Here is a 14625-nt window from a genome sequence, read left to right on the forward strand (position 1 = left end):
TACGCTCTCATTTTTTTGATTATCATACCATAGCTTGCAAGCTGGTGCGTATGGATTTAATGCCCATTACGACCTCCTTTCTCAAGCATTGCTGTGGCACTTTGGTGTTCTATGAGATGGTGTTCATAGAGACAAGTACTATCCTCTAAAAGACTAAAATAGACTAAAATAGACTCAAAAAGGCCCAAATAGACACCTATCAGAGCTATAGTCGTTAACACTATCGTATTAGGGGAAGCTGTGCCGTCGGCAGAGTACATCATTTAACGCCAACAGAAAAGCCGACGCAGCATAGCAACTTTCGCTGCCCTGCAATACAAGCTGTTTATTTCCTAAGGTTTTGGCTGCTTTTTAAGATTCCTAAAGTTTTATTGCTTTCTTTGTGTCATTCATCTGGTACAATCAGTTAACTTTTTAATTACATGTTGTTTGAGAGAAGCATGATTTATAAATCCCAAAGTCCAGCTGGGTTCGCAGAAGAATATATTGTTGAATCTATATGGAGCGGCAGGTTTCCTCCAGGTACTATTTTGCCAGCCGAACGTGAATTGTCAGAATTAATTGGGGTAACAAGAACAACACTGCGAGAGGTGCTTCAACGCCTGGCTCGTGATGGCTGGTTAACCATCCAACACGGCAAGCCGACAAAGGTGAATAATTTTTGGGAAACTTGTGGGCTTAATATCCTAGAAACCCTTGCTAGACTTGACCAAGACGGTCGTCCCCAATTGGTCGATAACCTGCTATCGGCAAGAACAAACCTAAGTGCCGTTTTCATGCGGGCTGCTTTCAAGCAAAACCCTGACAAATGCAAAGAGATCATCGCCAACCATTCGTCAGTAGAGCAGGAAGGAAAAGCGTTTGCGCATTTTGATTATCAAATGCATCACGATTTAGCTTTTGCCTCTTATAATCCCGTGTACGTATTAATGATGAATGGATTTAGAAGCATCTATGCTCGTATAGGCGGCTATTTCTTCTCGCATCAGCCCGCCAGAGACGTTGCTACAAAGTATTATCAGCAACTGCTTGAAGTGCTCGCTAATGAAGATGCCGACAAAGTTATCTCCGTTGTTAGAACTTACGGTATTGAAAGTGGCAAAATTTGGCAACAAGTTCGTAAAGATTTACCCACTAACATCGTTGATTAATACACTATTTAACGCCTCTGCCGTGTGTTTTCTGAGAGGCTTAATGTTCCCCATTTAGATATATATCGTAGTAGCCATCCATATCACAACATAAGGATTTACCATGACGACCTCTGTTGACACTCCTTTCCCACATTTGTTTCGCCCACTAGATCTCGGTTTTACATCGTTGAAAAACCGAGTATTGATGGGCTCAATGCATACCGGGCTTGAAGAAGCACCTAATGGGCACAAAAGAATGGCTGCTTTCTTTGCAGAACGAGCGAGAGGAGGTGTTGGCCTGATTGTGACAGGTGGAATTGGTCCGAACGATGAAGGAGCTACTCATGCGGTAACGCGGCGGCTAGATTCTCCAGAGGCCGTTGAGCATCATAAAGAAGTAACTGATGCAGTGCATGCTGAAGGTGGGAAAATTTGTATGCAAATACTGCACACTGGCAGGTACGCTTACAACAAAGACTTAGTTGCACCATCTGCTGTACAAGCACCGATTAATCCGTTTACGCCCAAAGAACTTGATGCGCAAGGCATAGAGAAACAAATCAATGATTTCGTGGAAACTGCACTGCAAGCTCAACGGGCTGGTTACGACGGCGTCGAAATCATGGGCTCTGAGGGTTACTTCTTAAATCAATTTATTGCTGCACGCACAAACTTTCGCTCTGACGAGTGGGGCGGAGAATACCAGAACCGCATCAAATTGCCGATTGAAGTTGTTCGCAGAGTACGCGAAGCTGTCGGCGAAGCCTTCATTATCATTTATCGTCTCTCAATGTTAGATTTGGTTGAAGGGGGCTCTAGCTTTGATGAAGTCGTTGAGCTGGGATTAAAGGTTGAGAAAGCTGGCGCTACAATCATCAATACCGGTATAGGCTGGCACGAAGCGCGTATTCCAACGATAGCGACCAAAGTACCTAGAGCCGCATTTACTTGGGTTACAGCAAAATTCCGTGAAGCCCTAAATATTCCCGTTATTACATCGAACAGAATAAATACTCCAGAGGTTGCCGAAGAAGTGCTTGCACGAGGTGACGCAGATATGGTGTCGATGGCAAGACCGTTTTTAGCAGACGCTGAGTTTGTAAATAAAGCAATGCAAAACAAATCTAGCCAAATCAACACTTGTATAGGGTGTAATCAGGCCTGTTTAGACCATGCATTCGAAGGCAAGATGACAAGCTGCTTGGTCAATCCTAGGGCTTGCCATGAAACTGAATTCAGTATTGAAACAACGGATAAACCGAAGGCCATTGCAGTTGTTGGTGCAGGTCCCGCAGGCCTTGCAGCAGCTACGACTGCCGCCCAAAGAGGTCATAAAGTCACTTTGTTTGAGGCAGATTCAGAAATTGGTGGGCAATTCAATATTGCTAAACAGGTTCCAGGTAAAGAAGAATTTTATGAAACGATTCGATACTTCGGTGTGATGTTAGCGCTACATGGCGTTGATATTAAGTTAAATACAAAGGTGTCTGCAAACGACTTGAATGCTCAAGGCTTTGATGAAGTCATTCTTGCCACGGGTATCGTTCCTAGAACCCCTGAGCTTGAGGGAATCGATCATCCCAAGGTGCTTAGCTATATTGATGTGCTGAAGCACAAAAAGCCAGTGGGCAAATCGGTAGCAGTTATGGGCGCTGGTGGTATTGGTTTCGATACTTCAGAGTTCTTATCGCATGGTGAGCAGTCTAATAGCACGAACATACCAGCCTTTATGAAAGAGTGGGGTATTGACATGACCTTGCAGGCTCGTGGCGGTGTTGAAGGGGTTCAAGCGATGCCTGAACCTTCACCTCGAGAAATCTTTTTGTTACAACGAAAAAGCTCAAAAGTCGGTGCTGGGCTAGGCAAAACGACTGGCTGGGCGCATCGCGCAGGTTTGATGATGAAAGGTGTGAACATGTTGGCTGGGGTAGAGTACCTCAAGGTCGACGACGAGGGCTTGCATATTCGCGTTAACGACGAGAACAAAGTACTCGCGGTAGACAATGTTGTTGTTTGTGCAGGTCAGCTACCACGCAAGGAATTAGTTGAAGGCTTAACTGCTCCATATCATCTCATTGGCGGTGCTGATGTTGCGGCGGAGTTGGATGCAAAGCGAGCAATCGATCAAGGAACTCGTCTAGCAGCACGCTTATAGCGCTTCGTCAATAATGAAGGAAAACGCAGGCTTTGCCTGCGTTTTTTTATTTGTTTGAGTTAACGCTCGAACAGCGTCATTTTCTGTGTTGAGGGATCGAAGCGCATCTCAAATGCACGCAGTACGTTCATCCCTAATAAACCAGAAAATGAACCTTTAAGATTTTCGTTGGGTAACACAATCACGCTTACATTCGTTAACTCTAGTCGGTCTAATTGGATACTCTCAAGCTTGTAAAGTGGTGCTTGGATTGCCCCACCGGCAGTCTGCACGGTGAAGTAGCCGACAAACTCTTTGCCTGAATCGGCAACTTTCTCAAATACAGATTGCTTAATGGCAGTTGTTGATGCGCCTGTATCGAGTAGAAGAGGATAGGTGCGACGTCCAAAGCGCGCGGAAACGAAAAATTGTTCGCCGTTACCTGACACTTTGATTTTACGCTTAGATAGGGAGGCTGTTTCACTTATCGGGTCGTCTATTAGATCATCTTCACCACTTTCAATACCCTTGGCTCGGTTATACATTGCAGTTCGTAGTTTCTGAGCTTTTTCATCATCATAATCCATTGCGGCAAGCACATTTTCCATCAATACCAATTGTTCTTGTTGACCATAAGCACGGGCAAGGGCAAGAATATAGCGCTTGTTCAAGGGATCAATTTGAATCAGCGGCTCAAGAAAGGTAGCTAGCAATTCCCATGCGCCATCACCACTCAATTGCTTAATTACTCGACTGGCATTGACATTAATTAGTGACCTGATTTTACTTTTTTCACTGTCGGGCATAGTTTTATCGAGCAATGAATAGTAATAGGCTATGGCAACATTAAGTGCTTCTGTGTGAAAAATAATGTCTGCTTCAATTAGCCATGCTCGATAGTCGTTGGGATTGAGTTTTAGGTATTCGCGTACCGGCAGAATCATATCGTTGTAGCGCTGTGCAGCCTGCAACTCCTTAAGCATGGAGAATAGGTCGTTAGTAGAAAGTGACTCAGGAACTTCATTTAGCCTAGTGAGATCTTCACTCGTCGTGTCGTTATTATTGCTGCTGCTCACCGCTGGCGTCGAGAATGGGTTTTGTGCTGACAGAGCGGGTGATTGGCCGTTTTTGTTTTGCTTAACAAGCGTTTCTATCTGTTTTTGATTAGGCTGTTGTTGATTCGGGGATAGTTGTTGTATTTTGAACAGTAGATAGCAATTTGCTAAAAGTGATAATAGTAATAACAAACTTAAAGCTTTTAGCATTAGTCTCTCTCGCTATCATCTGCTTTGCTATTTACCTTGCTACCTCTTACCTTGCTGCTGCTTACCTTGCTGCTTGGATTACTTAATTTCGCTGCTTGGCCGTATATTTCTATAAATTTGGCTGGCATTCTTTTTGGGCTTCCTTTTGACAAACTCACACAAACAAACTGGGTTTGAGCCGAAAAAACAGTTTTCAGGGTTTTTAACGAAATGAATTGAAAGGCTCTGCTGAGCCTAAACTTATTATCGCAGCTAGCAATCCAAGTCGCACACGCAATTTCATCTCCTAGATGAGCAGCGAAGTGGTAGTTTAAAACATGTTGTTGTATCACCATGCCGCGGTCAAACTCTTTGTAGTCTTGCATGCTAAGCCCTAGCTTATTCGAATGCTTCCATGCGAGCTTTTCTAGCTGTGATACATAAGCGACGTTATTCACATGCTTGTAGTGATCGATATGTTGTTGTTCAATCTTCCAAACATCAACAAAGGGGGCCTCAAGTTCCCATGCTAAAGACGTGAGTGCAGGTTCCAGCTCGAGCACAGTGTGATCAACCGCAACATCTACTCCATCATCCACGGTATTTAGTGCTACTTCATTATTGCTGTGTATATTCGCTTGCTTCACGTTGATATAACTCACTGCTTCTAACTTAGCCTAAAATAAATTTTTATTTTCAGTGCTCAGGTTAACTCGAATTAACGTATAATGGCAGTCTAAATTTTAACAGTTTAATCGTACTAGGAACGCGTTGTGTTGTGTAATAGCAATCAATATTCACCTGCTGAATTGTATGAGTCGCAGAAGTCGACCGATCTTATCAAGCTCTTTAACGAGTGTTTTAGAGAGAGCGAAAATACTATATTGGTGGGAAACGCCGATGAACCGGTGTATCTTCCGGCAAGTAATGGTGAAAGCTTTGATCGAGTGATTTTTACTAAAGACTACTTCTCAAGTGCACTACATGAAATTGCACATTGGTGTGTTGCTGGTAAACAAAGAAGAAGGCTCGTTGATTATGGCTATTGGTATTTGCCCGATGGCCGAGATGCAGAGCAACAAAAACGCTTTGAACAGGTTGAGGTAACACCGCAGGCAATAGAATGCGCGTTCTCTAAAGCAAGTGCGATCAAGTTTCGCGTAAGTATTGATAACCTTTCTGGTGAACAAAACTGCAGTAAAGCTTTTGAAACTGCCGTGAGCAATAGGCTAAATGAACTAATCATCACAGGTTTCAATGCTAGAACACAGCGCTTTTTAGCAGCGCTTCATACTTTTTATAAAACTCCCCCCTTCACTATGTTGGAGCACAAATAGCGTGTTATCACAGCGCCAATTTAGACTAGGCCTTATCGTTAATCCTTATTCTGGTATCGGTGGCGCGCTTGCGCTAAAGGGCAGCGACGGCGCTCACATTAGGCAGCAAGCATTGGCATCCGGTGCAGATAAGCAGGCAAACGCTAAAATAGAGAAAGCGCTGAACGAGTGCGCTGAGCTATTTTCCCATATTCATATATTCACAGCTGCTGGTGAGATGGGCCAAGACGTCGCTGAAAAGCTGGGCATTCAAACGACTGTGGTATACCAACAACAAGATGAACAAAGCGAAGCCTTTGACACCACCGCAGCGGCGAAAGCAATGTTGGTTAATAAGGTCGACCTCATTCTTTTTGCTGGTGGAGATGGTACAGCCAGAAATATATGTGAAGTGATAACGAATGCCTGTCCAGTTATAGGCGTACCTGCAGGATGTAAGATCCACAGTGGCGTTTATGCCATCACGCCAAAAGCGGCGGGGAAGGTACTCGCCGAAGTGGTGAAGGGAGAACTGGTTAGTCTGATGCAAGCTGAAGTTAAAGACATTGATGAGTTAGCATTTCGCTCGGGTAAGGTCATTGCTAAACACTACGGTGAGATGATGGTGCCAGAGGAACTGCAATATATTCAAGCAGTAAAAATGGGTGGGAAAGAGTCCGATGAACTCGTGTTGGCTGATATTGCTGCACAAGTCATTGATATGATGGAGGATGAACCTGAAACGTTGTTCGTAATGGGCTCGGGTTCTACTGTTGATAGTATTATGCGTGAAATGGGCTTGGCAAATACGTTGTTGGGTGTTGATGTTGTTAAAAATCAGGCTTTACTTGCCAGCGACCTAAGTGCCAAAGAGCTGTTGAATATTACCGAGGCTTGCGATACAAAATTGGTGATCACCTTGATCGGTGGGCAAGGCCATATTTTTGGTCGCGGTAATCAACAACTTTCTGCCGAGTTGCTTAAGCGAGTTGGCAAAGCGAATGTGCTTGTGGTTGCGACAAAAACAAAAATAGAGAATTTACAAGGGAAGCCACTTGTTTGTGATTCTGGTGATCAAGAAGTTGATGCGCTAATGTCTGGACCTATTCCTATTATCACCGGATATAGAGACCGTGTACTTTATCCCGTTATTGATATTTAATTTTTATATAGCAAAGAGCAAACAATGAGCCGTAGCGAGCAGCAAGAATTTTTTGATAAAACCGATAGCATGCAGTTAACCCTTGATTCATTTATCGACAGCGGAAGCGATCAAGAGCTATTTATAGCGAGTTATTTGCACGGTCATTTTGATGTTGCAGTAGCGAACATCGACAAACAATTAGAAAAGCAAACCTTGTCTACAACGCCAATTAAGGCCCTGCAGTCGCAGTTAAGCGAGCAACTTAACGATGCCTTCGATGCAAATGAGTTGTCGGAAGATGATGCAAGGCAGGTAAAGGCTTTAGTAAAGCGTTTGTTTTCAAATAGCTAAAACTATAAAAGCGTTAGTGCTTAAGAGTTTTATCTATAAGAATGCCTTTCAAAGCTCTCATAGTATTCCTACCTAAAGCGATGCTTCTCTTCGTTGTACTTAACGGTGCTTGTTAGCTCAGCCTCTCAGCAAGCTCTTTCAGGAGCGTAGTTAGCACTTTTATTTAGTGAAATATACAAAGTGGTTCTGATTTTGCAAACAATCTCACATCTATTACTCATATAGCTTTAGGTAATCACTTTGAAAAGTTCTCACAAGAAGGCCATCTCCCCTTGTTTAGCGGGCTTGACGCTTATTGCTTCGCTAGCAATCTCAGGGTGCTCAAGTTTCACTACATCTTCAGAATTGTCGCCTGTGCGAGAGCAGAGCGATTTAGGGAATGCTGAGTTGCACACCCATTTGTTAGCAAATGAATTGTTTGCGGCGATGCGACCTGATCGTAACTATCGCTTTGCCGTCGCAGGTTTTGTGCCGGTTGATACCTTCAAGACAAATCATGAGCACCAAGGTCCTTTAATGCTCTTGGGCCAACAACTCGAACAAGGTTTGATTACCGAAGCAGTAAAACGCGGTTACGTGGCTCAAGACTACAAAGCGGCAAATAGTATCACCATCACGGAAAAATCTGACCGCGTATTGTCACGTGACATTGACCAGTTAAATACTGTGCAACGTGTTGATTTCTTTATAACTGGCACGATCACGCACCAACAGCAAGGTGCGGTTGTCAACGCCAGAATTATAAATGCGCGAAGCAAAGACGTGATTGCGGCGGCAACTCAGTTTTTCCCAGGGGATTTATTTTGGCAAACAGAACAAGTGACCACTCGTGGTGGCAAACTATATCGTATTGATAACGCAACAACAGGGGCATCGTTATGAAGCTTTTACTAGTTACACCCTTTTTATTCCTTATATCGGCTTGCTCGCTATTACCTGATTTAGGGTCATTGAGCGCTAGCACTAACGAGCCAGAAGTGTTGGAGGTAGAACAAGAAACTACGCCAGTGGCAGAAGTCATCAGCACTGCTAGTCAGGAAATGGATCAGCAAGAAGATGCGATTGATGAGTTCGGTGCTATTGTTCGCCCAGCAGTTTACTCAAGTGTGAATGGTGCATATAAAAGTCGACCATTAGCCAAACACATAGGTGATTATGTGCAGAATATGGCACAAGATTTGGTGTCTAATATGGAATATGTCACTGAGCGCACCCCAGTTGCTGTTACGCATTTTTCTCTAATTGACAGCGACTTAAAAGAGACAAATTTATTAGGTTTTCAAATTGCAGAGTCCTTTGCTCACGAATTCCATAAATTTAGAATGCCAGTAGTCGAATTTAAAGCGACACAGTTTATTCGCGTCACCGATACTGGGGATTTTGTTTTATCAAGAGACTTCCTAGATCTTGCTAGTACCACCCCAATCCAATATGTGCTTACTGGCACGATGACCAAGCATCAAGGCGGTTACATCGTCAATGCGAGAATGCTAGGGATGGAATCGAATGTGATTGTGGCCAGTTCACAAATGTTTATTCCATTTTATGTAGTGGATGCACTGATACCAAGTGAGTCGAGCAAGTCGGCTGAAATTGTCGACGGGGTTCGCCTCATTCGCGGGGAGTAATTTGTTATGCATGACGAAACGATGCCAAAAAGACGCTATCACCGAAACTACGGTCGAATCTTACTCTTGATGACGTTCGTGCTCTTATTAAGTGGCTGTGCGGTTGGTCGAATGCTAGTTTCAGGCTATACGCCACCACCGTTGATTGAGCAATTGGAGCAAGACAATGACTTGCTTGTTGATATTAATCAGGGTGTACAAAATCAAAGGAAACAAGGTGCTATTTCATTAGAATCATATAAAGGGGATGCTCCTTTTCCATTGCTTCAAAACAGAGGTGATGAGCAAGTAGATTACCGCTCGTGGCAAACACCATCGAGCCTATTTCAGCCTAGTTTTGTGCATAAGTCGATAGAAGACTACGCCGCGCAAATGGCCATGGAATTACTTAAGAACAGCGCGGGCTTGAAAACTAGCGACCTTATTGGGGTGGGTTCCTTCGTTCGCTTAGACAGAAGCTTGCAAACAACTAACGTATTGGGCAATCAATTGTCTGAGTACTTTATATCTGAAGTGCAACAATTTGGTTTGTCGGTGATAGACTTTAAAGCGATGAATCATGTTCATGTGAGGTCTAGCGGGGACTACATGTTCTCTCGTGATTCGCTCGAATTGGCGCAAGATCTGGAAATGGACCACATGCTGTCGGGCACCATGATAGACAAACCAAAAGGTATTCAAGTAAACGCGCGGATAATATCGGTTACCAATAAACGCGTAGTGGCTAGCGCATCGGTATTAATTCCGCACTTCATCGTCCAGCGTTTACACCCTCAAGTGATAGGGCATTACGGTAATATGGCAACTACTGGCGGCGAATAAGACTTTTGATAAGAAAACGATTAGGGTTTAACGCGTCTAATAGCGGGTTTCCAAGCGGTAAAGCCTCACCACATATCTGGCTCGCTAATAATTCAGCTGCTAGTGGGGCAGTAGTAAGTCCTCGTGAACCTAAGCCTGTGAGCATATAAACCCCATTTAAGACGCTAGGCACTGGATAATATTGCGGCGGCTTAGCCTTATATAATTCGTTCAGTTCCATTTTCTGCAAAGCGGTGTCTGGCACCGCACCAACAGCAGGAAGGTGATCGGGTAAGCTGCATCTAATTGCTGCCCGCCCGGGGTTTTCACCTTGATTGAGTGCAATATCATTAGCCCACGTCGCTTGTTGCAGTGCAGATTGATGCATGGCTAAATTAATTTGCGCCTCGCTTGGCCGGTAATCAATACTAGTGTCGTTTTTGATGTAGGTTGATCCCATTGCTAAATGCCCACTCATAACGGGTGTCATATATCCTTTATGACACAACACTGTCTTGAGTTGGCCCATTTTTGAATTGTTGATGGAGCTTGGGATACTTTCTACTTGACCTCGTGTTAGACGGAAGGGTAAATCTAGTGCAGCAATAGTCGCTGATTTAGAGCCGCAGGCCAAAACAACAGCGTCTACCTCTATTTGTTCAGGCTTTTTGTTACCGCACTCAAAGTGTAACAGCGCTAAGCTTTTTTGAGGCTGGTGTAATGAAGATGCGCTTTTGGCTGTTAGGTTGATTAATTCGTGCTCAAATTTGACTGAAAAGTTTGAGCATAGCGAATGAGTTAAGCTAATGCAGGCCTTGGTGAGTTCAGGTGGAGAGATCCAGCCTCCTAGGGGCAAGAATAAACTGTCGTGAGGTATGTCAATACCTGCTATGTCGCTGGCTTCTACCTTATTGCGCCAATTAACTAAGTCGCTGGGCCAGGTTTGTTTAGCCATCATTTTTGTGTAGCGCTTTGTTACGTTGTCATTAAAAGCAAGTTGCAGCACCCCACACCAACTGTGAGAAAAGTGGGCACCTTGATTCAAAATATCGTCGTAGAAGCGCCTTGCATACAAAAAGCTATGAGCATGAATTTGACTAGCTATTCCAGCTTCGGCATTCAATTGTGGGTAGAAGCCACCTTGATCATTACCTGAAGCTCCCTGTGCAAGTTGTTTATCTGCGCAATAGAGGGTAACTCGCTTGCCTCGTTCTACTAGTTTTAGAGCCATTATGGCAGCGGCAATACCGCCGCCAACCACGGCAATATGATTTTTTTTAGCATCGACTGAATCTACAGAGCAATGTCGATGAAAAATGGGCGATTGTCGAGTAACGGCAAGCTTCTCGACCGACTTATTTTCGCCTACAAGCATTTCTCGTTTTCTACCAAAGCCTTTTTGTTTTTTTACATCAAAGCCAACCGCCGCAAGGCCACGTTTTACTGCGCCAGCGGCCGTAAATGTAGCGAAAGTAGCATCGGCCTTACTCAAACGCGCAATAGCTTCGTAGAGTTTGTCGTTCCACATGTCATTATTTTTGCTAGGTGCAAAACCGTCTAGAAACCAAGCATCTATCCGACCTAGGGGCTGAGAGTGACATTGCTGAAAACCCTCCGTGGCGTCGCCTAAGAATAGATCGAGGATAACTTTACCGTGGAAGAGTGATATGCGGTGAAAACCTGGAAGCAAAACAGGGTAGTGCTGGATTAGTTCCTTGCTATATTCAGCAAGTTCCGGCCACAAATTCAATGCTTTGCGCAGGTCTTCTATTCTAAGTGGAAACTTTTCGGTGCTTAGGTAATACAGTTGTTGCGATTGGTCTTTTACAATATCCAAAAAAGTTTTTGCTGTTAGCAGAAAGTTTAAGCCAGTACCAAAGCCCGTTTCACCGATAGAAAACGAAGATGACTGTGAACCCTGCCAACGCTCGATGAGCTTATTGCTTTCGATAAATACGTACTGAGTTTCTTTAAGTCCGTTTTCATTTGAAAAATATACATCATCAAAGCTTTGTGCTACAGGTGTGCCAAATTCGTTAAATTCGATGTTTGCAGATGTGATCTTCATAGCGATTAATAGTACTTCGTTGATGCGGCTTTTACTCTAAGAGCAAGTATAACATGTTCTTAAAGGCATCTTTACTGCTCAATTTGAGACTTAATTGCCCACAATGGTGATTTATTTTGCTGATTTCGTTAATATCAGACCAGTTAGTGGTAAAAAAAAGCTAACATTGCGCAGCTTTTAGAAGAATTACAATTTCCACAATGTTTGTATATTCTGAAAACATATATTCACAAGTTTCTTAGCTTGTAATAATTATTCAAAACGCAACAACAGATTGGGTGAAAAATGAGAAGAGCAGTCATAACCGGCTTAGGCATCGTGTCGAGTATAGGAAATAATAAACAGGAAGTAACTGAGTCGTTAAAAGCAGGGCGCTCAGGTATAACGTTTTCTCAACAGTTTGCAGATATGGGTCTTCGAAGCCAAGTATGGGGTGACCTAAAACTCGATTTGAAAGAACATATTGATCGCAAGGCACTAAGATTCATGGGCGATGCTGCTAGCTACGCATATATTGCTATGCAACAAGCCATTGAAGACGCAGGCCTTAGTGAAGAGCAATACTCAAATGAAAGAGTGGGTATTATTGCTGGCTCGGGCGGTGCATCTTCAGAAAACCAAGTTATTTCTGCCGACACATTGCGTGAAAAAAGTGTGAAGCGCATTGGTCCATATATGGTGACACGTTGCATGGGCTCTACCGTATCTGCCTGCCTTGCAACACCGTTTAAAATTAAAGGTGTAAACTATAGTATTTCGTCAGCCTGTGCTACCAGTGCACACTGCATTGGTAATGCGCTTGAGATGATACAGTTAGGCAAGCAAGACATGATATTTGCCGGTGGTGGTGAAGAGTTACACTGGGCACTATCGAGTCAATTTGATGCAATGGGTGCTCTGTCAACGAAATACAACGATGAACCAACTAAAGCATCACGTACCTACGATGCAGACCGTGACGGCTTCGTTAGCTCAGGCGGTGGCGGCATGGTTGTGGTTGAAGAACTTGAGCACGCGCTAGCCCGTGGCGCTAAGATTTATGCTGAAATCGTAGGTTACGGTGCAACATCCGACGGCTATGACATGGTTGCTCCTTCTGGAGAAGGCGCAATACGATGCATGAAACAGGCTCTTCAAGGTATAGACCAATCAGTTGACTATCTCAATACTCATGGTACATCTACGCCAGTGGGCGATGTTAAAGAGCTAGAGGCGATTCAAGCTTTATTTGGTGATGACAGCCCTGCAATGAGTGCAACTAAATCATTAACCGGGCACGCGCTAGGCGCGGCAGGTGTTAATGAAGCGATATACAGTTTGTTAATGATGGAAAATAGCTTTATTGCTCCATCGATTAACGTAGATACGCTTGATGAAGCCGCTAAAGGTCTCGATATAGTGACAGAAATGCGTGAGCAGCCGCTCGACCTCATCATGTCGAACAGCTTTGGTTTCGGTGGCACTAACGCAACGCTTACTTTCAAAAAGTATCAGTCGTAGGCCAAAGGCTCATCGGTCGGAAAGACGTCATAAAGCCATTCAATGTGAATGGCTTTTTTATGTAAAGGAAAACAGCTAGTGAATATTCTATATGATGCTGCCATGCCTTATGCTGAGAACTTTTTTGCAGATTTAGGTGAAGCAACTGCTTTTGAGTCTGGGAAGTTGAGGCCTGAACAGCTTTCTGAGACCAATGCGCTGATGGTGAGATCGACTACTAAGGTTGACAAGGCCTTGTTAAGTTATGCAAGTAAGCTCGAGTTTGTTGGCACCGCAACTGCCGGCATTAATCATTTTGACTTGCCTGAATTAAATCGTAGGGGGATCAAATGGTGCTCTGCTGCTGGCTGCAATGCCATTGCAGTTGCTGAGTATGTTGTTAGTGCAATTTATCACCTTGCTTATGAAGATAGCTTTCTACCACAAACGAAAAAAGTGGCAATCGTGGGAGCAGGAAACGTCGGGACAGCGCTCGCTTTGCGATTACAAGCGCTTCAAATAGACTATGTATTATATGATCCGCCGCTTCAAGCCAAAGGTGATTCTAGGCACTTTGTTTCCTTTGGCGAGCTACTGTCGGCTGATATTATCTGCTTGCATGTTCCTCTAGTAGAAGACGGCGAACACCCAACACGGAATATGATCAGCGATAGCGAATTGCGTCAAATTAGCGAAGCGCAATATCTGATCAATGCCTGTCGAGGAGAGGTTATTAATAATCGTGCTCTACTGGAAGCCTTTAACGCAGGTAAAAAACTGAATGTGATACTCGATGTTTGGGAAGGTGAACCCTACATTGAGCACAGGCTTATCCCTTTTGTTAGATTTGCTACTGCACATATTGCGGGACACACCCTAGAGGGTAAAGCGCGAGGAACATCAATGCTTTATGACCAATTTTGTGAATGGAAAGGGCTCGAGAAGCAACAACAGTTAGCCACTTTTTTACCAAACTATCAGAATTGCCCCACATTATTGGCTAACAAAAGTACGTTTGAACAAATTTTTCATGTTGTAAAACATATGTATAACATCAAAATGGATGATGGTAATTTTCGCTCTCGCATGGCAAAATCAGAGGCCTTCGCTGATATTCGAAAAAACTATCAAATACGAAGAGAATTTAGCGCTGCCACCCTTTATGTTGATACAGTAGGAGAGGTAGCGGGTGAACTGCCGGCTAATAGCGATAATAATATTGCGTTAAAGCAAAAAGAAGCAGTGCAAATAGCGAGAGAACTAGGGTTTTTAATAGCCAACTAGCGACAGATGTCTACCCTTTTTATATTATTTTTGGAGATACAAA

The 14625-nt window shown here is 43.7% G+C and carries 13 protein-coding genes; 10 read left to right on the forward strand and 3 right to left on the reverse strand.

Annotated elements, in window-relative coordinates:
- Positions 1–440: 440 nt before the first annotated feature.
- Together fadR and ISG33_RS03740 are read left to right on the forward strand one after the other, a co-directional pair.
- Entirely contained in the window at positions 441–1151 is a 711-nt protein-coding gene (gene fadR / locus ISG33_RS03735; RefSeq protein WP_195732190.1) for a fatty acid metabolism transcriptional regulator FadR, read from the forward strand.
- A 103-nt stretch (positions 1152–1254) separates the two neighbouring features.
- Complete coding sequence (locus tag ISG33_RS03740) at positions 1255–3288, forward strand: NADPH-dependent 2,4-dienoyl-CoA reductase (protein WP_195732191.1); 2034 nt, start codon at positions 1255–1257, stop codon at positions 3286–3288.
- A 59-nt stretch (positions 3289–3347) separates the two neighbouring features.
- On the opposite strand, the gene ISG33_RS03745 is transcribed toward ISG33_RS03740, so the two are convergent.
- Positions 3348–4532: a retropepsin-like aspartic protease family protein gene (locus ISG33_RS03745; RefSeq protein ID WP_195732192.1), complete on the reverse strand. Its 1185-nt coding sequence runs from the start codon at positions 4530–4532 to the stop codon at positions 3348–3350.
- Positions 4532–5065 (reverse strand): acyl-CoA thioesterase, encoded by a 534-nt coding sequence (locus ISG33_RS03750; RefSeq protein ID WP_195733022.1) that lies wholly within the window; start codon positions 5063–5065, stop codon positions 4532–4534. The genes ISG33_RS03745 and ISG33_RS03750 overlap by 1 nt, the downstream gene beginning before the upstream one ends.
- 219 nt (positions 5066–5284) lie before the next feature.
- Between ISG33_RS03750 and ISG33_RS03755 the strand changes: the two genes are divergently transcribed.
- The 6 genes from ISG33_RS03755 (at position 5285) to ISG33_RS03780 (ending at position 9772) form a co-directional block, all read left to right on the forward strand.
- The gene (locus tag ISG33_RS03755; RefSeq protein ID WP_229333445.1) at positions 5285–5848 is read left to right on the forward strand and encodes an elongation factor P hydroxylase; all 564 of its coding nucleotides are present in this window, start codon (positions 5285–5287) and stop codon (positions 5846–5848) included.
- 1 nt (position 5849) lies between these two features.
- The gene (locus ISG33_RS03760; protein WP_195732193.1) at positions 5850–6989 is read left to right on the forward strand and encodes an ATP-NAD kinase family protein; all 1140 of its coding nucleotides are present in this window, start codon (positions 5850–5852) and stop codon (positions 6987–6989) included.
- A gap of 24 nt (positions 6990–7013) precedes the next feature.
- On the forward strand, positions 7014–7322 hold the full coding sequence (locus tag ISG33_RS03765; RefSeq protein WP_229333446.1) for a YfcL family protein: 309 nt from the start codon (positions 7014–7016) through the stop codon (positions 7320–7322).
- Between the two features lie 240 nt (positions 7323–7562).
- Positions 7563–8204, forward strand: coding sequence for a FlgO family outer membrane protein (locus tag ISG33_RS03770; RefSeq protein WP_195732194.1), 642 nt, complete (start codon positions 7563–7565; stop codon positions 8202–8204).
- Positions 8201–8950 (forward strand): FlgO family outer membrane protein, encoded by a 750-nt coding sequence (locus ISG33_RS03775; protein ID WP_195732195.1) that lies wholly within the window; start codon positions 8201–8203, stop codon positions 8948–8950. Before ISG33_RS03770 ends, ISG33_RS03775 begins: the two co-directional genes overlap by 4 nt.
- 6 nt (positions 8951–8956) lie before the next feature.
- Complete coding sequence (locus ISG33_RS03780; RefSeq protein ID WP_195732196.1) at positions 8957–9772, forward strand: FlgO family outer membrane protein; 816 nt, start codon at positions 8957–8959, stop codon at positions 9770–9772.
- Here the strand turns inward: ISG33_RS03780 and mnmC are convergent.
- Positions 9756–11819, reverse strand: a complete 2064-nt coding sequence (gene mnmC / locus ISG33_RS03785) for a bifunctional tRNA (5-methylaminomethyl-2-thiouridine)(34)-methyltransferase MnmC2/FAD-dependent 5-carboxymethylaminomethyl-2-thiouridine(34) oxidoreductase MnmC1 (protein WP_195732197.1) — start codon at positions 11817–11819, stop codon at positions 9756–9758. The genes ISG33_RS03780 and mnmC overlap by 17 nt on opposite strands.
- 285 nt (positions 11820–12104) lie before the next feature.
- Here mnmC and fabB point away from each other — a divergent pair, with 285 nt between their 5' ends.
- Both fabB and ISG33_RS03795 read left to right on the forward strand, forming a co-directional pair.
- The gene (fabB, locus tag ISG33_RS03790) at positions 12105–13319 is read left to right on the forward strand and encodes a beta-ketoacyl-ACP synthase I (RefSeq protein WP_195732198.1); all 1215 of its coding nucleotides are present in this window, start codon (positions 12105–12107) and stop codon (positions 13317–13319) included.
- 78 nt (positions 13320–13397) lie between these two features.
- Positions 13398–14582, forward strand: coding sequence for a 4-phosphoerythronate dehydrogenase (locus ISG33_RS03795; protein WP_195732199.1), 1185 nt, complete (start codon positions 13398–13400; stop codon positions 14580–14582).
- Positions 14583–14625: the final 43 nt, after the last annotated feature.

Origin of the sequence: Marinibium conchae (assembly GCF_015595035.1) — a bacterium.
Taxonomy (GTDB): Bacteria; Pseudomonadota; Gammaproteobacteria; order Enterobacterales; family Alteromonadaceae; genus Glaciecola.

Bases quoted from the DNA above. Each gene is read 5' to 3' on its own strand.
- fadR (WP_195732190.1), top strand. From the start codon at position 441: ATGATTTATAAATCCCAAAGTCCAGCTGGGTTCGCAGAAGAATATATT.
- ISG33_RS03740 (WP_195732191.1), top strand. From the start codon at position 1,255: ATGACGACCTCTGTTGACACTCCTTTCCCACATTTGTTTCGCCCACTA.
- ISG33_RS03745 (WP_195732192.1), bottom strand. From the start codon at position 4,532: ATGCTAAAAGCTTTAAGTTTGTTATTACTATTATCACTTTTAGCAAAT.
- ISG33_RS03765 (WP_229333446.1), top strand. From the start codon at position 7,014: ATGAGCCGTAGCGAGCAGCAAGAATTTTTTGATAAAACCGATAGCATG.
- ISG33_RS03775 (WP_195732195.1), top strand. From the start codon at position 8,201: ATGAAGCTTTTACTAGTTACACCCTTTTTATTCCTTATATCGGCTTGC.
- ISG33_RS03780 (WP_195732196.1), top strand. From the start codon at position 8,957: ATGCATGACGAAACGATGCCAAAAAGACGCTATCACCGAAACTACGGT.
- mnmC (WP_195732197.1), bottom strand. From the start codon at position 11,819: ATGAAGATCACATCTGCAAACATCGAATTTAACGAATTTGGCACACCT.
- fabB (WP_195732198.1), top strand. From the start codon at position 12,105: ATGAGAAGAGCAGTCATAACCGGCTTAGGCATCGTGTCGAGTATAGGA.